The 20247-nt window shown below is 72.9% G+C and carries 17 protein-coding genes; 7 read left to right on the forward strand and 10 right to left on the reverse strand.

The features are described 5' to 3' along the window. Window positions 1-10 precede the first annotated feature (10 nt). The 3 genes from J0P97_RS04515 to J0P97_RS04525 are packed head-to-tail and all read right to left on the reverse strand — an operon-like array spanning window position 11 to window position 3020. Window positions 11-1162, reverse strand: coding sequence for an Mrp/NBP35 family ATP-binding protein (locus tag J0P97_RS04515; protein ID WP_215486576.1), 1152 nt, complete (start codon window positions 1160-1162; stop codon window positions 11-13). Window positions 1163-1167: 5 nt separating this feature from the next. After that, complete coding sequence (locus tag J0P97_RS04520) at window positions 1168-1749, reverse strand: DUF1003 domain-containing protein (RefSeq protein WP_215486577.1); 582 nt, start codon at window positions 1747-1749, stop codon at window positions 1168-1170. Next, entirely contained in the window at window positions 1749-3020 is a 1272-nt protein-coding gene (locus J0P97_RS04525) for a magnesium transporter MgtE N-terminal domain-containing protein (RefSeq protein WP_215486578.1), read from the reverse strand. Before J0P97_RS04525 ends, J0P97_RS04520 begins: the two co-directional genes overlap by 1 nt. 72 nt (window positions 3021-3092) lie before the next feature. On the opposite strand from J0P97_RS04525, the gene J0P97_RS04530 reads away from it, so the two are divergent. After that, window positions 3093-3710, forward strand: a complete 618-nt coding sequence (locus tag J0P97_RS04530) for a YflT domain-containing protein (RefSeq protein ID WP_215486579.1) — start codon at window positions 3093-3095, stop codon at window positions 3708-3710. After that, the gene (locus tag J0P97_RS04535) at window positions 3685-4383 is read left to right on the forward strand and encodes an alpha/beta hydrolase family protein (RefSeq protein WP_215486580.1); all 699 of its coding nucleotides are present in this window, start codon (window positions 3685-3687) and stop codon (window positions 4381-4383) included. Before J0P97_RS04530 ends, J0P97_RS04535 begins: the two co-directional genes overlap by 26 nt. A gap of 33 nt (window positions 4384-4416) precedes the next feature. On the opposite strand, the gene J0P97_RS04540 is transcribed toward J0P97_RS04535, so the two are convergent. Together J0P97_RS04540 and J0P97_RS04545 are read right to left on the reverse strand one after the other, a co-directional pair. Next, window positions 4417-5841 carry an aminopeptidase P family protein gene (locus J0P97_RS04540; protein WP_215486581.1) on the reverse strand — a complete coding sequence of 475 codons (1425 nt, stop codon included), beginning with the start codon at window positions 5839-5841 and terminating at the stop codon, window positions 4417-4419. Window positions 5842-5882: 41 nt separating this feature from the next. Next, window positions 5883-6917 (reverse strand): endonuclease/exonuclease/phosphatase family protein, encoded by a 1035-nt coding sequence (locus J0P97_RS04545; protein ID WP_215486582.1) that lies wholly within the window; start codon window positions 6915-6917, stop codon window positions 5883-5885. Window positions 6918-6974: 57 nt separating this feature from the next. Between J0P97_RS04545 and J0P97_RS04550 the strand changes: the two genes are divergently transcribed. After that, window positions 6975-7832: a PHP domain-containing protein gene (locus J0P97_RS04550; protein ID WP_215486583.1), complete on the forward strand. Its 858-nt coding sequence runs from the start codon at window positions 6975-6977 to the stop codon at window positions 7830-7832. Window positions 7833-7869: 37 nt separating this feature from the next. Here J0P97_RS04550 and J0P97_RS04555 read toward each other — a convergent pair whose 3' ends face one another. Then, window positions 7870-8289 carry an SHOCT domain-containing protein gene (locus J0P97_RS04555; RefSeq protein WP_215486584.1) on the reverse strand — a complete coding sequence of 140 codons (420 nt, stop codon included), beginning with the start codon at window positions 8287-8289 and terminating at the stop codon, window positions 7870-7872. Window positions 8290-8368: 79 nt separating this feature from the next. On the opposite strand from J0P97_RS04555, the gene J0P97_RS04560 reads away from it, so the two are divergent. Further along, entirely contained in the window at window positions 8369-9295 is a 927-nt protein-coding gene (locus J0P97_RS04560) for a DUF817 domain-containing protein (RefSeq protein ID WP_215486585.1), read from the forward strand. Window positions 9296-9310: 15 nt separating this feature from the next. Here the strand turns inward: J0P97_RS04560 and J0P97_RS04565 are convergent, their stop codons facing one another. After that, window positions 9311-10834 carry a DEAD/DEAH box helicase gene (locus J0P97_RS04565; protein ID WP_215486586.1) on the reverse strand — a complete coding sequence of 508 codons (1524 nt, stop codon included), beginning with the start codon at window positions 10832-10834 and terminating at the stop codon, window positions 9311-9313. A 160-nt stretch (window positions 10835-10994) separates the two neighbouring features. On the opposite strand from J0P97_RS04565, the gene J0P97_RS04570 reads away from it, so the two are divergent. Then, the gene (locus tag J0P97_RS04570; RefSeq protein WP_215486587.1) at window positions 10995-11711 is read left to right on the forward strand and encodes a ferritin-like fold-containing protein; all 717 of its coding nucleotides are present in this window, start codon (window positions 10995-10997) and stop codon (window positions 11709-11711) included. Between the two features lie 22 nt (window positions 11712-11733). On the opposite strand, the gene J0P97_RS04575 is transcribed toward J0P97_RS04570, so the two are convergent. Together J0P97_RS04575 and J0P97_RS04580 are read right to left on the reverse strand one after the other, a co-directional pair. Beyond that, window positions 11734-12024, reverse strand: a complete 291-nt coding sequence (locus tag J0P97_RS04575; protein ID WP_215486588.1) for a GlsB/YeaQ/YmgE family stress response membrane protein — start codon at window positions 12022-12024, stop codon at window positions 11734-11736. Window positions 12025-12026: 2 nt separating this feature from the next. Next, window positions 12027-12251 carry a DUF3107 domain-containing protein gene (locus J0P97_RS04580; protein WP_215486589.1) on the reverse strand — a complete coding sequence of 75 codons (225 nt, stop codon included), beginning with the start codon at window positions 12249-12251 and terminating at the stop codon, window positions 12027-12029. Window positions 12252-12388: 137 nt separating this feature from the next. On the opposite strand from J0P97_RS04580, the gene J0P97_RS04585 reads away from it, so the two are divergent. Both J0P97_RS04585 and J0P97_RS04590 read left to right on the forward strand, forming a co-directional pair. Beyond that, complete coding sequence (locus J0P97_RS04585; protein ID WP_215486590.1) at window positions 12389-15550, forward strand: ATP-dependent helicase; 3162 nt, start codon at window positions 12389-12391, stop codon at window positions 15548-15550. Beyond that, window positions 15547-18915 (forward strand): ATP-dependent DNA helicase, encoded by a 3369-nt coding sequence (locus J0P97_RS04590; RefSeq protein ID WP_246539774.1) that lies wholly within the window; start codon window positions 15547-15549, stop codon window positions 18913-18915. Before J0P97_RS04585 ends, J0P97_RS04590 begins: the two co-directional genes overlap by 4 nt. Before the next feature lie 23 nt (window positions 18916-18938). Here J0P97_RS04590 and J0P97_RS04595 read toward each other — a convergent pair whose 3' ends face one another. Then, window positions 18939-20204 carry a phosphotransferase gene (locus J0P97_RS04595; RefSeq protein ID WP_215486591.1) on the reverse strand — a complete coding sequence of 422 codons (1266 nt, stop codon included), beginning with the start codon at window positions 20202-20204 and terminating at the stop codon, window positions 18939-18941. Between the last annotated feature and the right edge of the window lie 43 nt (window positions 20205-20247).

Consider the following 20247-nt stretch of genomic DNA (forward strand, 5'->3'; position numbering starts at 1 on the left):
GCGCGGCGCGTCAGCGTGGCGTGACGGGGAGCCGGCGCCCGGCGAGGCGGCGCCCGGCCGTGCGCACGAGCGCATCCGCGACGGCGTCGATCGCGCGTGCGGCCGGATCGTCCGGATCGCGGACGACGACGGGCACGCCCTCGTCGCCGCCGCGGCGGAGCCCGACGCTGAGCGGGACCGATCCGAGCAGTGGCACGATGCTCTCCGCTGCGGCGCCTGCGCGGGAGAGCGCCTGCGCGACGGCCTCGCCGCCTCCGGAGCCGAACAGGTCGAGCACGGAGCCGTCCGGGAGCGTCATCGCGGCCATGTTCTCGACGACGCCGATGACGCGCTGGCCCGTCTGCCCGGCGACGAGCCCGCTGCGGACGGCGACGTCGGATGCCGCCGTCTGCGGCGTCGTGACGACGAGGACCTCCGCGTGGGGGAGGAGCTGCCCCACCGAGATCGCGATGTCGCCGGTCCCGGGCGGCATGTCGAGGAGAAGGATGTCGAGGTCGCCGAAGAACACGTCCGTGAGGAACTGCTGCACCGTGCGGTGGAGCATGGGCCCCCGCCAGGCGACCGCCGCCGCCGGCTGATCCCGCGGGAGGAACATCCCGATCGAGATCGTCTTCACGCCGTACGCGACGGGCGGCAGCATGAGGTCGTCGATGCGGGTCGGCTGCGGGGGGAGCCCGTCCGCCTCCGTGAGACCGAGGAGCGCGGGGATCGAGAAACCATGGACGTCGGCGTCGATGAGACCGACGGACAGGCCCCGTTCGGCGAGCGCGACGGCGAGGTTCGCGGTGAGGGTCGACTTGCCGACCCCACCCTTGCCGCTCGTGACCGCGATGATGCGGGTGAGGGTGTCGGGGCCGAAGGGCATGGTGCGGGTCCGCCCGCCGCGGAGCCGCTCGGTGAGGGCGGCGCGCTCGGCCTGTGACATCACCCCGAGGACGACCTCGACCTCGTCGATCCCGTCGACGGATGCCGCCGCGTCCCGTACCTCGCGTTCGATCCGATCCGACGCCGGGCAGCCGACGATCGTGAGAGCGATCTCGATGCGGGCCTGCGCCCCGTCGACCGAGACGTCGCGGACCATGTCGAGCTCTGCGAGCGGGCGGCGCAGCTCGGGGTCGCTCACCGCGCCCACGGCGGCGCCGACGGCGTCCTGGAGGCTCACGATGATCAAGCCGGCTCGGCGGCGGCGCGCGCCGGGGAGGCCTCGGCGCCGCGCTCTCCGGGGCGGTCTCCGGCGTGCTCGTCGAGGTGTTCGAGCAGGGCTTTGAGCTCCTGACGCAGCACGTCGCGGGTGACGACCTGGTCCGAGACGTGAGTCAGGGCCATCCGGAGTGCGACGACCTCGCGCGCCAGGTACTCGGTGTCGGCGAGGTTCCGCTCCGCGCGCTGGCGGTCCTGCTCGATCTGCACGCGGTCGCGGTCGTCCTGCCGGTTCTGGGCGAGCAGGATCAGCGGGGCGGCGTAGGACGCCTGCAGCGAGAGCACGAGCGTCAGCACCGTGAAGCCGTACGTCTGCGAGTCGAAACGCCACGCGTCGGGGGCGAGGGTGTTCCAGCTGATCCACGCGACGCAGAAGAGGCTGAGGATGAGGAGGAACGCCGGCGTGCCCATGGCGCGGGCGATCCACTCGGTGAAGCGACCGAAACGGTCGCGCGAAGGCTGCGGCGCGCGCGGCGTGCGGGTGAGCACCCCGCCCCGGCCGCGCGGGTCCTCGAGGTTCGCCCGCGACGCGCGAGACGCCCGCGCCATCATCGCCGCGCCCCGCCCTCGACCGGCATCGCGTCGTCACCGTCGTGGGAGCGCCAGTCCTCGGGCAGGAGGTAGTCCAGGACGTCGTCGACGCTGACCGCGCCGACAAGGCGGTGCGCCTGGTCGACGACGGGGAGCGAGACGAGGTTGTAGCTCGCGAGCATGCGGGCCACCTCTGCGGCGGAGGCGGTGGCCGGCACCGCGTCCGCCGTGTCGTCGATGATCGCGCCGAGGCGCTCGTGCGGCGGGTAGCGGAGCATCCGCTGGAAGTGCACCGTCCCCAGGAGCCGGCCCGTGGGCGTCTCGTACGGCGGCAGGGTCACGAAGACGGCCGCGGCCAGTGCGGGGTGCAGTTCGTGCCGCCGGATGAGGGCGAGCGCCTCCGCGACGGTGGCATCCGCCGACAGCACGATCGGCTCCGGCGTCATGAGTCCGCCCGCCGTGTCGGGCCCGTACTTCAGGAGGGCGCGGACGTCCTCGGCCTCTTCGGGCTCCATGAGCTCGAGGAGCTCTTCACGCTGCTCCTCGGGGAGCTGGGCGAGGACGTCGGCCGCGTCGTCGGGCTCCATCTGGTCGAGGATGTCGGCGGCGCGCTCCTCGCCGAGGGCCTCGAGGATGTGCACCTGGTCGTCCTCGGGCATCTCCTCCAGGGCATCGGCGAGCCGATCGTCGCTGAGCTCCTCGGCGACTTCAAGGAGGCGCTCGTCGGGAAGGTCGAGAAGGGTGTTGGCGAGGTCGGCGGCCTTCAGCTCGGAGTAGGTGGCGACGAGCTGCTCCGCCGACTGCGCCTCACCCGGGACCTGCTGCTCGCGGACGTCCTGCCAGTCGGCGAACGTCGTCGACCCCTTCGCGAACGGGGATGCGGAGGTCTTCGGCTTGCGGAGGAACAGCTGGCCGATGTCCCACTCGCCGAGGCGGTTGCGCTCGATGGCGACGTCCTCGATGACGGCCTCGCCGGACCCGTCGGCGAAGTACACCCGGCGGCCGAGGAGCTCGGTCATGACCCGCACCTCGCCGCCGCGCTGCTGGAAGCGGCGGACGTTGATGAGACCGGTCGTGATGACCTGGCCGGTCTGGATGGAGGTGACCCGCCCGATGGACAGGAAGACGTGCCGCCGCCCGGGGATCTCGACCACGAGCCCGACGACACGCGGCGGATCGTCTTTGCGGTAGATGACGACGACATCCCGGACCTTGCCGAGCCTGTCGCCGGAGGGGTCGAAGACGGTGCAGCCGACCAGGCGTGCCACGAAAACCCTCTGCGTACTCACCACACCAGCGTAGTCCGCCTCTCCGAGCCGACGCGGCGGCGGGACAGGGACGCCGCGTGACAAGATGGAGCGATGAGCATGTTGGGCGGAACCCCGGTCGAGCACGGCGAGAAGATCGCCGACTTCGCGACGTACCAGGGTGCCCAGCAGGCCGTGTCCCAGCTCATCCAGTCCGACATCCCCGCCCGCGACATCCAGATCGTCGGGCACGGGCTGCGCTCGATCGAGACGGTGACCGGCAAGCTCGGGTACGCGGCCGCCGCGCGATCGGGAGCGATCAACGGCATCCTGCTGGGCCTGCTCTTCTCCGCCATCTTCGTGCTCGGCACGCCCGGGGCGGCGATCCAGCTGTTCATCGGGGTCATGTTCGTCGGCATCGCGATCGGGATGCTCCTGAGCCTCGTCTCCTACGCCCTCCTGCGCCGCCGCCGGGACTACACGTCGGTCACGCAGGTGCTGGCCGACCGCTACGAGGTCACCGTGCTCCCGTCGAGCATCCACCGTGCGCGCGAGGTCGTCGGTCGCACCAGCGCCCCCGTCGCACCGGCACCGGCTCCGGTCGATCTGTCCACGCCGCCGCAGTACGGCGAGCGGGTGGACCCGGCACCGTCCCCGGCCGCTCCGCCCGCACCCGGGCCGGAGCTGCCGCAGCCCGGTGGACCCGATGCCGGCGGCACTCCCCGCGCGTGACCCGGCCGTGACCCGGCTGGCCGTCCCTCTCCCGCGGGGGGAGGCGACGGTCACTCTCGCGTGGGAGGAGCCCGCGGCGGATGCCGGAGGCGTGGTCGTGCTCGCACACGGTGCGGGCGCGGGAATGGACCATCCCTTCCTCGTCGGGTTCGCCGGTGCGCTGCGCGCCGCAGGCTTCGCAACCGTGCGCTTCTCCTTCCCGTACGCCGAGGCGGGGCGCCGGATGCCGGGGCCGGCCGCCCACGCCGTCGCGACGTGGGCCGCCGTCGCGACGGAGGTCGCCCGCGTGCGGCCGCAGGACGCCTGGGTTGCGGCGGGCAAGTCCTATGGCGGCCGGATGGCGTCGCTGGCCGCGGCCGACGGCCTCATCGCCCCTGCCGGGCTCGTCTACCTCGGCTACCCGTTCCACCCGCCGGGCGTGCCCGGGCGGACCCGGGGCGAGCACCTCGCCCGGGTGCCCGCGCCGCAGCTGTTCGTCGAGGGCGGCGCCGACCCGTTCATCCAGCCGACGGACGACTTCACGGCCGCCGTGGCGACGAGCCCGGACGCCGAGATCGTCTGGATCCCCGGAGGGGGCCACTCGTTCGAGGTCGCCGGCGCCCGTCGGGCGCCCGAAGAGGTGGGCGGCGACGTCGCGGCATCCGTGCTCCCGTGGCTGCGAGCCCGGATCTGACCGCTGCCGCGCCGCCGACCACCCGCTCTCGTGTCAGGACGCGAGCCGCGCGATCCAGGCCTCGATCTCATCGGCGGTGCGCGGGATCGCGGCGGAGAGGTTCTCCACGCCGTCCGCGGTCACGAGCACGTCATCTTCGATCCGGACGCCGATGCCCCGATACTCCTCCGGGACGGTGAGGTCGTCGATCTGGAAGTACAGACCGGGCTCGATCGTGAAGACCATCCCCGGCTCCAGGATGCCGTCGTAGTACATCTCCCGGCGCGCCTGCGCGCAGTCGTGGACGTCGATGCCGAGGTGGTGGCTCGTGCCGTGGACCATGTACCGGCGGTGCTGACCTCCTCGGTCGGCGTCGAGCGCCTCGTCGGCGGTCACCGGCAGGAGTCCCCACTCGGCCGTGCGCCGGGCGATGACCGCCATCGCCGCCTCGTGGATCGCGCGGAAGCGCACGCCCGGCTTCGCGACGGCGAACGCGGCATCCGCCGCCTCGCGCACCGTCTCGTAGACCTTGCGCTGCACGTCGGTGAACGTGCCCGAGACCGGGAGGGTGCGGGTGATGTCGGCGGTGTAGAGGCTGTCGACCTCGACGCCGGCATCGATCAGGATGAGGTCACCGGGGACGACGGCGCCGTCGTTGCGCGTCCAGTGCAGATAGCAGGCGTGCGGGCCGGAGGCTGCGATGGTGTCGTACCCCTCGCCGTTCCCTTCGACGCGTGCACGGTGGTGGAAGATCCCCTCGACCGCGCGCTCGCCTCGGGGGGTGTCGATGATCCGCGGGAGGTCCGCGACGATGTCGTCGAACCCGCGCGCGGTGACCTCGACCGCGAGTCGCATCTGCGCGATCTCGTACTCGTCCTTGACGAGCCGCAGCTCCGATACGACGCGCGTGAGCTCCTCGTGCTCGTCGAGTACGAGGTCCCCCTCGCGGGGCTCGAACGCATCGAGGTGCGCCGTCGCGACGCCGAGATCGGAGGCGACGCCCGCGAGAGAGGGACGGGGGCCGATCCAGAACTCGCCGATCGCCGCATCCGCGTAGAACTCGGGTGTCGTGCGGTCCGCGCGCTCGCGGAGATACAGGGTGGCGTCGTGGCCCTCCGCCCCGGTGGGCTCGAACACGAGCACGGAGTCGGGCACCGCATCGCTGGCCCACCCGGTCAGGTGCGCGAAGGCGGAGTGCGCGCGGAACGGGTAGTCGGTGTCGTTCGACCGCTGCTTGTACGAGCCTGCGGGCACGACGAGGCGGGCGCCCGGGAATGCGGCCGACAGGGCATCGCGACGACGGGCGGCGAACGGTGCCTGGTCGCGCGCCGGGGGCGCCTGGTCGGGGCGGTCCGCCCACCCGGTCGAGATGGTGTCGAGGAACCCCTGCGGGAACGGCTGCTTGCGGTTCAGGTTCTCTGCGGGCGCCTCGAGGGAAGGGGCCTCCGGTGCGATCGTGTCGCTCTCGTTCGTGCTCATGACTCCAGTCTCCCACTCCGCCGGTGCGGGGGAGTGGGCGATCAGGGCGAGGCCGGCTCGAGCTGCACGACGAGCGGGCGGTGGTCGCTGCCGCTGTCATCGAGCGAGGTGAGGACGACGGAGCCGGTGGCGACCCAGGCATCCGTCGTCAGGACGTGGTCGATGGGCGTCCCGACGAGCGGAGGCCAGGCCGTCGACCACGTGCCCGCCCCTCCGGTGCCGGTCGCGACCGCGGCATCCCGGCAGTGGCCGAGGTCGGCCCCGTCCACCCCGAGCCGTGACATGTGATCGACGGTCGCGTTGAAGTCGCCGGCCATGATGACGTCGCCGTCGCCGCACTGGTCGGCCAGCCATTCCAGGTCGCTGCGCCAGTCGTCCATGAAGCTCTGGCGCGGCGCCACGGCGTGCACCGCGATGACGACGGGGCCCTCGCCGTCGACGGGCATCGCGACGACGGTCGGCACCTGAGACGTGTTCGTGGCGCCGTCCGCGTCGGACTCGACGACCGAGTAGCCGCCGAGGTCGGGGGAGATGAGCAGAGTGGTCGAGTTGGACGCCCAGTCGGGGTAGTCCTCCCGCTCGCCGAAGTCCTCGTGGTGCGCCCACATCGGCGATCCCATCTCGCGCATCGCGATCGCGACCGCCTCGCCGGTCTCGATCGTCGTCTCGGGGAGGGCGACGATCTGCGCCTGCATCGCCACCGCGGTCTGGGCGATCAGATCCGCATCCGTCGCGTTGCCCGCGGTGTTCCACGTCATCACGCGGATCGAGGCGTCCGTCTGCTCGGGAAGGGTGCCCGGGCCCGTGCCGCGGGTGAGCAGGATGGCACCGTTCGCGACGCCTCCGAGCAGGGCCACGATCGCCAGCGAGGCGGCGAAGGCGCGGACGGGCCGGGCGAGGCACAGCAGCAGCGCGAGGACGAAGACCGCGCCGAAGGCGAGGATGACGGGAAACCGCAGCGAGACGATCTGCGCGAACGGGAACGTGCGCTCGAGTCGGAAGAACTGCGGCCACGTGACGATCGCGGCCGCGATCGCGGCGAGCGCGGTGACAAGGAGTCCGAGCAGGCGCAGCACGGATCGACTCTACGTGCGAAGCCTGGGAGTTGCGGGAGCGGAGGCTACCCTCGAAGCATGGCCAGGAGATTCCGCGGACCGAGCGATCTGCATCTGCACTCGGACCACTCCGACGGCACCGAGCCGCCGGCGCAGGTCGTGGCATCCTGCCATGCGGCCGGGCTCCGGACCATCGCGCTCACCGACCACGACACGTCGTCGGGGTGGGCGGAGGCCGCCGAGAGCGCGACGTCCCTGGGCATGACGTTCCTCCCGGGGATGGAGCTGTCCGCGCGGTACGAATGGCGGAGTGTGCACGTCCTCGCCTACCTGTTCGACCCGGATGCCGCGGCCCTGCGCGCCCTCACCGACCGCATCCGCTCCTCGCGACTGACGCGGGCGCGCGAGATGGCGGGCCGCATCGCTCGGGACTACGACTTCGACTGGGCGGACGTGCTGGATCAGACCGCCGTCGGCGCCACGGTCGGCCGCCCGCACCTCGCCGACGCGCTCGTCGCGAAGGGGCACGTCGCCGACCGCGGCGAGGCGTTCGCCGGCATCCTCAGCCCGGGAAGCGACTATTACGTCTCGCTCTACGCTCCGGATCCGGTGACGGCCGTCGCCGCGATCACGGATGCCGGCGGGGTGCCGATCATCGCCCACCCGGCGGGGCGGGGCGGGCTTCTGCCGGGGGCCGTCATCGACGCGATGCTCGCGGCCGGCCTCGCGGGGTTCGAGCTCGGCCACCGGGAGAACCACGAGCCCGCTCTCGGGACGCTCCGCGCTCTCGTGCGCGAGCGGGACCTCATCGCGACCGGCTCGAGCGACTACCACGGACTGGGGAAGCCGAATCAGCCGGGGGAGCATACGACGAGCGATGAGATGGTGCAGCGCATCATCGACCGGGGAAGCGGAAGCGCCCCCGTCTACGCCTGAGAGGCGGGGACGAGGGCGCTGCGCGGGGGGAGTCGGGTCAGGCGAGGGCCTTCGCCTTCAGCGCCTCGAACTCGGCAGGCGTGATCGTCCCCGCATCGAGCAGGGACTTGGCCTGCGCGATCTGGTCGGACGGATTCGTCCCGGCGACGTGCTTGATGTAATCGTCCTGCGCGGTCTGGTACTGCTTGACCGCCGATGCCTGGCGCTCACCCATGCCGCGACCGCGCGCGATGAGGTAGACGAGCGCCGTGACGATCGGGAAGAAGATCAGGAAGAAGAGCCACACGGCCTTCCACCCGCCGGCGAGGTTCCGGTCGCGGAAGATGTCGCCGATGATCGAGAAGAGCGCCATCAGGTAGGCGACGAAGATGAAAACGGCGAGGAACCACCAGACGAGGTCCCAGAATGAACCCCAGAAGCCGTGGTACTCGACCACGGCGTCCTCGATGAATCGCATGATGTGCCTTTCGATGACGCGGATGCGGCGGATGCCGTCGCGTCCAGCGTAGGGCTCGCGGGGCCACTAGCGTGTTCGGGTGCAGCAACCCACCCGGCTCGAGCGCCGCATCGACGACGTCGCCCACCGGCTGCTGCGGGGCGCGCCTGTCCGTGGGGCGCGGGCGAGCGCAGTGGAGGTCGGCGTCTTCCTGCTCAAGCAGGCGTGGGCGTGCGTCTTCGGTGCGGCGCTGCTCCTGGTCATCGTGGCGGCTCGGCTGTGGTGGCCCGATGACGCACCCCTGGCGCGCAACGACGCGCTCACGATCAGCGCCGTTCTGATCCAGGCCGCGATGCTCGCCTTCCGTCTCGAGACGGGGCGGGAGCTGTGGGTGATCGTCCTGTTCCATCTCACGGGTACCGCGATGGAGCTGTTCAAGACGGACGTCGGGTCGTGGTCCTACGCGGCGGAGGGCGTCCTGCGCATCGGCGGCGTCCCGCTCTTCAGCGGGTTCATGTACGCGGCCGTCGGGTCGTACATGGTGCGGGTGTACCGACTGTTCGATCTGACGTTCGCGCGCTACCCGCGTCGCTGGATCACCGCGGCCGTCGCGGCGGCGATCTACGCGAACTTCTTCACCCACCACGTCCTGTGGGATGCGCGGTGGGTGCTCCTGGCCCTCGTGATCGTGCTCTGGCTTCCGACCGTGATGCACGCCCGTGTCTGGCGGCGGACGATCCGGCTGCCGCTCCTGCTCGTCTACGCGGGCGTCGCGACGTTCATCTACCTCGCGGAGAACATCGCGACGTGGGCAGGCGCGTGGCTGTACCCGGACCAGCTGGACGGGTGGCACCCCGTGTCAGCCACGAAGCTCGTGTCCTGGTTCCTTCTGATGATCGTGTCGGTCGTGCTCGTCACGTTCGTCTACCCGCCGCGCGCGCCCGGCCTGTCCCCGACGCGCCCGGCCGTCAGCCCGAGCCGCCACCCGGGGGACGGTCTGCGTGAGGGCGGCCCGGACGCGGCGTAGCGGCTCGCGAAGGCCTCAGACCCCGGCGGCAGCGGCGGGGGTGCCGCCGGGGCCGCCGCGGCGGCGACGACGGCGACGGGCCGGTGCGGGCTTGCCGTCGTGGTGCTCCTTGCCGGCGCCGTCGTGGGTCCCGGCCCCATCGGTGCCCCGGTCGGCGTCGGCGGATGCCGTGGCATCCGACGCTGCCGCATCGGCCGGCGCGCCCTCGGCGAAGGTGGACCCGACGGGGGTGTCGGCCGAGCGACGCCGGCGGCGACGGCGGGTGCCGCCCTCATCCGTGCCTTCGGCGGCGGCATCGGCCGCCCGCTCGGGCCGGGCGGTGCGCTGCGTGCGCACCGTGTCGGTCTTCGGCGCCTTGCCGATCCGGCCCTTCGTGCCGGCGGGGATGTCGAGATCCTCGAACAGGTGCGGGCTCGAGGAGTAGGTCTCCATGGGCTCGGGCTGGCCGAAGTCGAGGGCGCGGTTGATGAGTGCCCACTTGTGCAGGTCGTCCCAGTCGACGAACGTCACGGCGATGCCGGTCTTGCCGGCGCGGCCGGTGCGTCCGACGCGGTGGAGGTAGGTCTTCTCGTCGTCGGGGATCGTGTGGTTGATCACGTGGGTGACGTCGTCGACGTCGATGCCGCGCGCGGCGACGTCGGTGGCGATGAGCACGTCCTTCTTTCCGGCCTTGAAGCCGGCCATCGAGCGCTCGCGCGCCTCCTGGCTCATGTCGCCGTGGACGGCGCCCGCGTTGAAGCCGCGGTCGTTCAGCTCGTCGACGAGCTTCTGCGCCGCGCGCTTGGTGCGGGTGAAGACGACCGTCTTGCCGCGGCCCTCGGCCTGCAGGATGCGGGCGATGACCTCGTCCTTGTCCAGCGAGTGGGCGCGGTAGACGAGGTGCTTGATGTTCGCCTGCGTGAGGCCCTCGTCGGGATCGGTCGCGCGGATGTGGATCGGGTTCGACATGAACCGACGCGCGAGGGCGACGATCGGGCCGGGCATCGTCGCGGAGTAGAGCATCGTGTGCCGCACCTGCGACACCTTCTGGAAGATCTTCTCGATGTCGGGGAGGAAGCCGAGGTCGAGCATCTTGTCGGCCTCGTCCAGCACGACCTCCGTCGCGTGCGACAGGTCGAGCAGGCGCTGGTTGTTCAGGTCGATGAGGCGGCCCGGCGTGCCGACGACGATCTGCGCACCGGCCTTCAGCTGGTCGATCTGGCCCTCGTACGCCTTTCCGCCGTAGATGGCGACGACGCTCGTGGAGCGGTTCGAGGTGAGCATGTCCATGTCCTCGTAGACCTGGACGGCGAGCTCGCGCGTGGGAACGACGATGAGCGCCTTGACGCCCGGAGCCGGGTCGAGGCCGAGGCGCTGGACCACGGGGATGCCGAAACCGAATGTCTTGCCCGTGCCGGTCTTGGCCTGGCCGATGATGTCCTGGCCGGGAAGGCCGAGGGGGATCGTCTGCTCCTGGATGGGGAAGGCATCCACGATGCCTTTGGAAGCGAGCGCTTCGACGATGTCGGCGTCGACGCCCATATCTGCGAATGTCGTCACGATACGTGCCTGTCTGGCGGTGAGAGGCCGCCGGGTGAGGGAGTCCACGCCCTTCACTCAGCCACAGGCGCGGTGGTCCCGATCCGTCGCCGGGACCCGACCAGCCTAGCGGAGCCCGTCCGGATCGCTCGCGGGGCACGCGGACGCCTAGGCTGTAGCCGTGGTGACCTGGCCCTGGAAGCGTGATCGCGCTGCCCCCCGCACGCTGAAGGTGCGCTCCCGGGGCGACTTCGGCGACGTCAACCGCGTCGACTTCGAGGAGCTCGCGCCCTCGATCGACACGTTCCTCGGGCAGGCGGCGTATCTGCAGCTGGGCTACTTCGAGACGCTCAGCGAGCTCATCGCGCCGACGCCGGAGCTCTCCCACAAGGAGTCGATCTCCCGTGCCGCGGGCGCCGCGCTCTTCAAGCACCAGCAGCTCGTCGGTGTCATCCGCGAGCGCGGCGATGATCCCCTGGACGTCATGCTGCCGTTCCGCGAACCGCTCGACGCGTTCCGGCGTGCGACGCACGGCGCGCGCCACCTCGAGACGATGCTCTCGGTGCACATCACGGCGGGGATGCTCGACGACTTCTACCTGTCCCTGTCCGCGAGCTACGGCGCGACCGGAAACCGCGTCGCCCAGATCCTGCACGCCGACGACGACCGTCAGGCGCTCGTGCAGCTCATCACCGACGCCATCGCCGCTGACGAGCAGTGGCGTGACCTCCTGTCGCTCTGGGGGAGGCGCCTGGTCGGCGACACGCTGCTGATCGCGCGCGGCGCGCTGCGGCCGCAGACGCTCGACGCCGCCGAGGAGAAGCGGGTGGAGCCCGTCTTCACCGACCTGCTGGGCGCGCACTCGCGGCGGATGGCCGCGATGGGCCTCGACGCCTGAGCTGCGGCATCCCGCCCCCGCGTCAGGAGATCCGCAGGCGTACGCGCTCGCGGGCGTCGTGGGTCGCGCGCGAGCGCGTGAGGATCGCCAGGACGACCGGCACGACCGCCAGGGGCGTGAGGATCGAGACGATCCAGATCCAGGGACTCGTCGTCGTGACGCCGGCCCACGTGAAGATCATCCAGGTGAGCCCGCCCACGGCCGCTCCCAGCACCGGCGCGAGAGCCGTCCCCCGCGAGGTGCGCCCCGGCATCAGGAAGTGCAGGACCGCTCCGGCGGTTCCGCCGAAGATGAAGGCGAGGAGGATGTCCACTCTCAGGCCACGAAGCCGACGCGGCGGGACTCCTCGGTGCCCACCTCGACGAAGGCGATCCCGGCCGTGGGGACGATGTAGGTGTTGCCCTTGACATCGGCGAAGCTCACGGCGCTCTGGCCGGACTCCAGTGCCGTGGTGACGGCTGACGAGACGGCATCCGCCGACTGAGCGGATTCGAAGCTGAGCTCGCGAGCGGTGTTCGCGATGCCGATGCGGATCTCCACGATGACTGCCTTCCCGGCCCGGACGACGGGCGCATCTCGACTCTACGACACCGCGCGGGGGGCGAGCCGCGCCGTGGGGGCTCGCCGCGCTCGCTCTGCGCGAACGCGGTGTCCGCAGCGCCGGATAGCGTGGAGGCATGCTGCTCGACCCCGCCCAGAAGGCTGTCGTCTCGCTCCCGGCGGATGCGTCGGGGGTCGTCGTCGGCGCGGCCGGGTCGGGCAAGACGACGGCGATCGTGGAGCGCGTCTCGGCGCTCCTGCAGGGCGGCCTCGCGCCCGAGGACGTGCTCGTCCTCACCCCGACCCGCCAGAGCGCGACGGCCCTCCGCGACCGGCTGGCCCTCGCCGTGCGGATCGCGACGCCGGGGCCGCTCGCACGCTCGGTCGCGGCGTTCGCGTACGGGTTCGTGCGCGCCGACGCCGTTCGGCGGGGCGCCGAGCCGCCACAGCTTCTCACCGGCCCGGACGAGGACCGCATCGTCCAGGACCTTCTCGACGGGGATGCCGAGGACGAGGCCGAGGACGGCGTCCAGGGGCAGCGCCGCTGGCCGAGCTGGCTCGGCGCCGCCGTGCGCGCCACGAGCGGGTTCCGCGCGGAGCTGCGGGCGTTCCTCGCCGAGTGCACGACCCTCGGCATCCCGCCGGCGCGTCTCGCCGAGCTCGGAGACCGGCACGGGCGCGAGGTGTGGGTCGCCCTCGCCTCCTTCGCCGACGACTACCTCGCGGTGCGCGCGCGGATGCGGGGGGCGCACCGCGATGCGGCCGGCCTGGTGCGCGAGGCCGAGGCGCTCCTGCGCGCACAGGCTAGGGGAGAGCCCGGCGGCCTCGACGGGGCGGCGGGCGCACGACCGCGGGTGCTCCTGGTCGACGACGCGCAGGAGCTCACCCTCGGCGGGGTCGAACTGCTCGAGGCCTGCCGCGCCGCGGGCATCGCGGTGCTCGCCTTCGGTGACCCGGACATCGCGTCGGGCTCGTTCCGCGGCGCCCGTCCGGAGAACTTCGCCCGGCTGGCGGCCGGCGGGCCGGTCCACGTGCTCGACGGCGGACACCGGGGGATGCCCGAGCTCCGGGCCCTCGCCGCGGAGATCACCTCGCGGATCGGCGTCGCCGGCGTCGTCGCCCACCGACGCCCGCCTGCCCCGGGCCATGTGAGCCGCCCCGGCCCGGCGTCGACGCTCCTGCCGTCCGAGGACGCCCTGCGCACCTTCGCCCTGCGCTCGTCGGGCGAAGAATACGACACGATCGCGCGTCTGCTCCGCGAGCGTCACGTCCTCGACGGTGTCGCGTGGGAGGAGTGCGCCGTCATCGCCCACGACAGCCGCCAGGTCGCCGCGCTCGAGGCCGAGCTGGCCGCCCGCGATGTCCCCACCACGAGCGGGCAGGGCCGGACCCTCGGCGAGACGCGCGCCGTGCGGGACCTCCTCCTCCTCATCGACATCGCCGCCCGCGCGGAGGTGAGCCCCGACGACGCGCTCGAGGTGCTCCGCAGCGGCGGACTCGATGCGGTCGAGCTGCGGCGCCTGCGCACCGCGCTGCGCCACGAGGCGCTCCGCGTGTCGCAGGATGCCGCCGCCGACGCCCCGGCGGCCGCTCCGCCTCCCACGCCGAGCGCGCGCGAGCTCGTGGCATCCGGACTCGCCCACCCGATCGAATTCGAGCTGATCGATACGCGGGAGGGGCGGCGCGCGGCGCGCATCGCCCGGACGCTCGCCGAGCTCCGCTCGCTCCTTCACGCGGGAGCGACCGCGCACGAGCTGCTCTGGACCGCGTGGGAGCGCTCGGGCTGGGAGCGCTCGTGGCGCGAGGCGGCATCGGGGACCGGACCGCTCGCCGATCGCGCACGACGCGATCTCGGCGCGGTGGTCGCGCTGTTCCAGGCCGCGAAGCGCCACGGCGAACGCGCCGACGGCACCTCCGCGCTCGCCTTCGTGCGCGGCGTGCTGCAATCGGATGTGGCCGAGGACCGTCTCGCGTCTGCGGCGCCCACCGGAGTCGTGCCGGTCCTCACCCCCGCCGCCGCAATCGGCGTCGAGTTCGACACGGTCGTCATCGCGGGCGTGCAGGACGGGGTGTGGCCGAACCTCCGCACCCGCGGCGGACTCTTCGACACGTGGCGCCTCGCCTCGGCCGGCGAGGAGGACCCGCAGGATGCGCGCGACCTGCGGCGCGGCGTGCTGCACGACGAACTGCGCCTCTTCGTCCGGGCGCTCACCCGCGCCCGCACGCGCCTCATCGTGACCGCGGTCGACGACGACGACACCGGGCCCAGCGCGCTGTTCGAGTTCCTGCCCGAGCCCGGGCCTGCGCCCCGGTCGGCGGAGCACCCGCTCTCCCTCCGCGGTCTCGTCGCACTCCACCGTCGTACCCTCACCGATCCGCGCGCGCCCGCGGCCGCCCGGTCGGACGCGGCGCGCCAGCTGGCCCTCCTCGCCGCGGCGGACGTCGCCGGCGCCGACCCCGACCAGTGGTACGGCGTCGCGTCCGCCTCGAGCGACGGACCGCTGTACGACCTGGACGTCGAGGCGGCGCGCGTGTCCCCGTCGAAGCTCGAGGCGATCGGGGAATGCCAGCTCGATTGGGTGATCGGCGACCTCGGCGGGGACAGCGGGAGCGTCGGCGCCGGCCTCGGCACCCTCATCCATGCCGCGCTCGAGCATGCCGACGGCGCCGACGAGGCGGAGCTCTGGGCTGCGGTCGAGTCGCGGTGGGGGGAGCTCGAGTTCGAGGCCGCGTGGATCGAGCGCACCGAACGCACGCGGGCGCGGGACCTCATCCGCCGCCTCAGCCGGTATCTGCGCGATGCCGCGTCTGCCGGGACCACGCTCCTGGGTGCCGAGCCGCATTTCGAGCTGAGCCTCCCGGTGGAGGGCGCCGTGCAGCCCGCCGTCGTGAGCGGCACGATCGACCGCGTCGAGATGACCGCCGAGGGGACGGTGGTCATCGTCGACCTCAAGACCGGGCGGTCGCAGGCGACCGGGCCCGCTGCCGCGGCCCAGAACCCGCAGCTGAGCGCGTACCAGCTCGCCCATGAGCAGGGCGCGATCCCCGCGGCATCCGGTCGCCCGTCCGGCGGCGCGAAGCTGCTCGTCCTGAAGCAGACCCGCACCGCGCCCTATGCGACGCCGGCGCAGCGGCCGTTCGACGAGGAGACCCGTGCCGAGTTCCTGGGCACGATCACGGAGGCGGTGCACGTGATGGGCGGCCGCGCGTTCCTCGCCCCGTATGAGGCGCACTGCCGCGACGACCACACGCACGGCCTCTGCCGCATCCACACGATCGGAGCGGTGAGCGCCTCATGACGATGCCCGACACGATGTCCGCGCTCGCCCTCCTCTCGCCCGAAGCCATCGCGGCGGCGCTCGGGCAGTTCCCGCCCACGCCCGAGCAGTCCGCCGTGATCTCCGCGCCGCTGTCACCGACCCTCGTCGTCGCGGGGGCGGGCAGCGGCAAGACGGAGACGATGTCCGGCCGCGTCGTCTGGGTCGTGGCGAACGGCCTCGTCCGCCGCGACGAGATCCTCGGGCTGACCTTCACCCGGAAGGCCGCGGGCGAGCTCGCCGAGCGCATCCAGCGGCGGCTCGCGCGTCTCGCCGAGTTCGAGCGCAGCGGCCTCCTGCCGCGGCTGGAGGACCTGTACCGCCGCGGCGAGCTCGAGGTGTTCGGTCGCATCGAGCGCGAGAGCCCCGACGCCCGCCACGCCGCGGATGCCCGCCGCGTGGCGCTCGAGCGTCTGGCGGCGGATGCTGCGCTGTCGGATGCCGCGCTGTCCACCCCGTCTGCGGCGCCCGCCGACGCGGACGCGCTGCTGGACCGGCCGACGGTCGCGACCTACAACAGCTTCGCCGACCAGCTCGTGCGTGAGAACGCCGTCCGCATCGGGCGCGATCCCGAGTCCGTCGTGCTGAGCGAGTCGGCCGCATGGCTGCTGATGCGCCGCGTGGTCCACGACGGCGACGACCCCGGCCTCGAGACGATCGATCGCCGACCGTCCACGATCATCGACGCCGCACTCCGGTTCGCCCGCGACGCGGTCGACAACCTCGCCGACCTGGACGACGTCGCTGCCTTCGCCGCGCGTCTCGCGGAGGTGCTCGACCGCCCGTCGCAGCGGGGCAGCGGCCCGCTCGCGCCCGTCCGCGACGCGGTGGCGCCGGTGTCGTGGCTTCCTCAGCTCGCCGTGCTCGCTCGCGCCTACGCGGCGGAGAAGCGCCGTCGCGGCCTCATCGACTTCTCCGATCAGGTCGCCGGCGCGCTGGAGGTGGTCCGCTCCCACCCGTCGGTGGCCGAGGAGCTGCGGCGGCGCTACCGCGTCGTGCTGCTCGACGAGTACCAGGACACCTCGGTCGTCCAGAGCGATCTGCTCGCCGAGGTGTTCCGCGGAGCCGCGGTCATGGCGGTGGGCGATCCGCACCAGTCGATCTACGGATGGCGCGGCGCGAGCGCGGGGAACCTCGGCGCCTTCGCCTCAGCCTTCACAGGCCCGGGCGCCCCGCCGGCGCTGCGGTTCTCGCTCCTGACCAGCTGGCGCAACAGCGAGCGGGTGCTGGATGCCGCGAACGCCGTCCTCGCCCCCCTCGCCTCCCGCACGCCGGTCGCCGTCGGGGAGCTCACGCCGCGTCCCGACGCTCCCGAGGGCCTCGTCGAGATCGCGTATGAGAACGACGTGGATGCCGAGGCGGAGCGCGTCGCGCAGTGGTTCGCCGCGGTGCGCGGCGACCGCGCGGCTCACGGACGCGAGACGACGGGCGCGATCCTGTTCCGGGCGAAGAAGCACATGCTGCGCTTCGCCGAGGCGCTCGGGCGGGCCGGCATCCCGCACCGGATCCTCGGGCTCGGCGGACTGCTCTCCACCCCCGAGGTCGTCGACGTGGTCGCGGCGATCCGCGTGATCAGCGATCCGCGGTCCGGCTCCGCGCTCATCCGCCTCCTCGAAGGTCCCCGGTTCGCCGTGGGACTCGCGGACCTCCGCGCCCTCGCGACGCTCGCTCGGCGGCTCGGCCGCTCCGACTCCGCGCTGCAGGCTCTCGACGCCGAGGTGGTCGCGCAGCTGCGCCGTTCCGGAGACGAGAGCGCCTCCCTCATCGACGCTCTCGACTTCCTCGGGCGGCAGAGCGATGACCACGGCTGGCTCGACTCGTTCACCCCGGCGGGGCGCGCGCGGCTGCGTGAGGCATCCGCCGTCTTCGCGGGGCTGCGCCGCGCCGCATCGCTGCCGATCCCGGAGCTCGTCCGCCTCATCGAGGCCGAGCTGCGCCTCGACATCGAACTCGCCGCGAACGAGAGCCGAGGGCCCGCGCGGATCGCCGGGGACCAGCTGCGGGCGTTCGTCGACGAGCTGCAGGGCTTCCTCGCGACGGACGACAGCGGGTCGCTCACGGCCCTGCTCGCCTGGCTCGACCGGGCCGAGCGTGCCGACGAATTCGCGCCGCGCACCGAGCCGCCCGAGGATGACGTGGTGCAGCTGCTCACGATCCACGGATCGAAGGGGCTGGAGTGGGATGCCGTCGCGGTCGTCCGCTGCGTCGTGGAAGAGCTCCCCGCGAAGCCGCGCGACGGGCTCGGGTGGCTGCGCTTCGGCACGCTGCCCTACCCGTTCCGTGGAGACCGGGATTGGCTGCCCCGGCTCGCGTGGGGGAGTGCGGAGGCCCCCACCCAGCAGGATCTGCGCGCCGCGCTGGAGGTCTTCGCGCAGGAGCTGAAGGACCGGCAGCTCGACGAGGAGCGGCGCCTCGCCTACGTCGCGGTCACCCGGGCGCGCGATCGCCTCCTCGTGACGGGGTCGGCCTGGTCGGGTACGAAGACCGCCCGGAGGCCCAGCCCCTTCCTGTCGGAGATCGCGGACGCGCAGGGCACCGCGATCGATGCCCCGGAGGATCCCGGCGAGAACCCGTTCCTCGATCGGCGCCGCCTCCTCGCGTGGCCGATCGATCCGCTCGGCGCGCGGCGGGCTGCCGTCCTCGGCGCGGCGGAGCGTGTCCGCGCGGCACAGGCCGAGCCGCCGGCATCGCCGTCGCGTGACGCCCGCCTCCTCCTCGCCGAGCGCGCGGAACGCTCCCGACGCGTTGCCGGGACGGCGCCGACGCGCCTGGCGGCGTCGCGCTACAAGGATTTCGTGGCGGACTACGACGGGGCGGTCGCAGCGCTGGCCCTCCCGATGCCCGAACGGCCGTACCGCCAGACGCGCCTCGGCACCCTCTTCCACGCGTGGGTCGAGCAGCGGTCCGGGCTCACGGGATCGGGTGATGTCGTCGACGGCGCGCTGTGGGAGGCGGACCCGGACGACGGCGACGCGGGCTCGGGGTTCGCCGCTGCCGACGAGGCCGCCCTGGCGGGGTTGAAGGAGCGCTTCCTCGCCTCCGAGTGGGCGACCCTCCAGCCTCTCGAGGTCGAGGTGGAGATCGACGTCGTGCTGGAGGACCTTCTGCCCGATGGGCGCCCGCACATCGCGATCTGCAAGCTCGACGCCGTCTACCGTCGTGGCGAGCGCATCGAGATCGTCGACTGGAAGACGGGGCGTCCCCCGCGCACGGATGCCGAGCGGAGCGAGCGGCTCCTCCAGCTCCAGCTGTACCGCCGCGCGTACCACGCGCGTTCCGGCATCCCCGAGAGCGAGATCGACGTCGCCCTGTTCTACGTCGCGGACGGGCTCATCGTCCGGGGCTGAGAGGATCGCCCCGCCTCATCGCCTCAGGCGGTGCCGGTCCACCGGCGCAGCGCATTGCGCGCCGCCTCGTCCGGGTCGTCGTCGCGCGCGTCGTCGGCTTCGGTCGAGGCACCCGCGGCATCGCCGCCGATGGGGCCGCTGTCCTCTGCGGCCAGACCGGTCCACCCGGACAGCTCGATCGGCGCGGTGGCGTCCGGGTCGGCCGCCCCACCGCGGGCGGCCTCCTCCTCGAGGAAGCTCGCCAGGGTGTCGGCGTCGAAGGTATCGGTGTGCATCGACGTGTCCACGGGGCCGCTGAGACCCGCGGGGACGCGCGCGCTGGCCGCGATCGCGTCGTCGACCGTCACGGCCTCGTGCGCGACGGCCGGCTGGTCGCGGACGTTCTCGTCGAGGGAGGTGAGAAGCGAGACGGCGTCGGCGACGAGCTCGGCCGACCCTGCGGCGTGGGCGTGCACGAGCCAGTTCGCGAACTCGAGCTCGGCGTACAGGCGCGCGCGCTCGGCGAGCTGGGGGTCGGGTGCGCGATGGGAGGCGCGGGAGTACGCGTCGAACACATCGGCCACCGCCTCGGGGGCCGACGCGGTCCAGCGCAGATCGACGGCGGGATCGCCCACCCCGATCCCGCCCCAGGAGAGGAGGCCCGTCACGACGGGCACGCCGTCCGCGTCATCCTCGAAGACGAAGGATGCCGGGTCGACGCCGCCGAGGACGATCGTCGTCTCGAAGCGCCACAGCGGGTCGGAGGCGAGCGCCGTGCTCCAGCGCCGCAGCAGCCCGAACGGCAGCTCGCCGGTCGCCTCGGCGCGGTCGAGGAGCCGCTCGGCATCCGCACGCACCTCGGTCGAGGTGCGCATCGGCAGGCCGGCGTCGCGGACGACCGTCACCGGGAGATCGTGCACCTGCGCGGTCGCCGCGCCGAGCGCGGTCGCGATGCCGCGCCCCGCCGGGACATGCGCCGCGTCGACGCGATAGCCGGGCAGCAGCGTCTGCACGAGCGTGTGCCGCCCGTCCACCGAGGTCTCGCCCAGGACGTCCGGCGCCCCGAAGGGCAGCACGGCGCGGACGCCCGCCGTGAGCGCGGTGAGCGCGCGGGCCTCGGCGCGCAGGTCGTCCTCGGCCTCGCCGTCGACGGGAACGCGCACCACGACGCGGCGGCCGTCCTCGAGCTCGGCGATCGCGCTGTCGTAGCGTCCGGACGCGCCTTCGCTCAGGATGCTGACGCCGGTCACCACGACGCGGGGCAGGGCTGAGGTCACCGACGCGGCTAAAGTGAGAGGGGAGCGTGCCATGCCCCCAGGGTAGGTGTGCGCCGGCCTGTCCGCCCGCGCGCCA

This window comes from Microbacterium flavum (assembly GCF_018717645.1).
Classification (GTDB): domain Bacteria; phylum Actinomycetota; class Actinomycetes; order Actinomycetales; family Microbacteriaceae; genus Microbacterium; species Microbacterium flavum.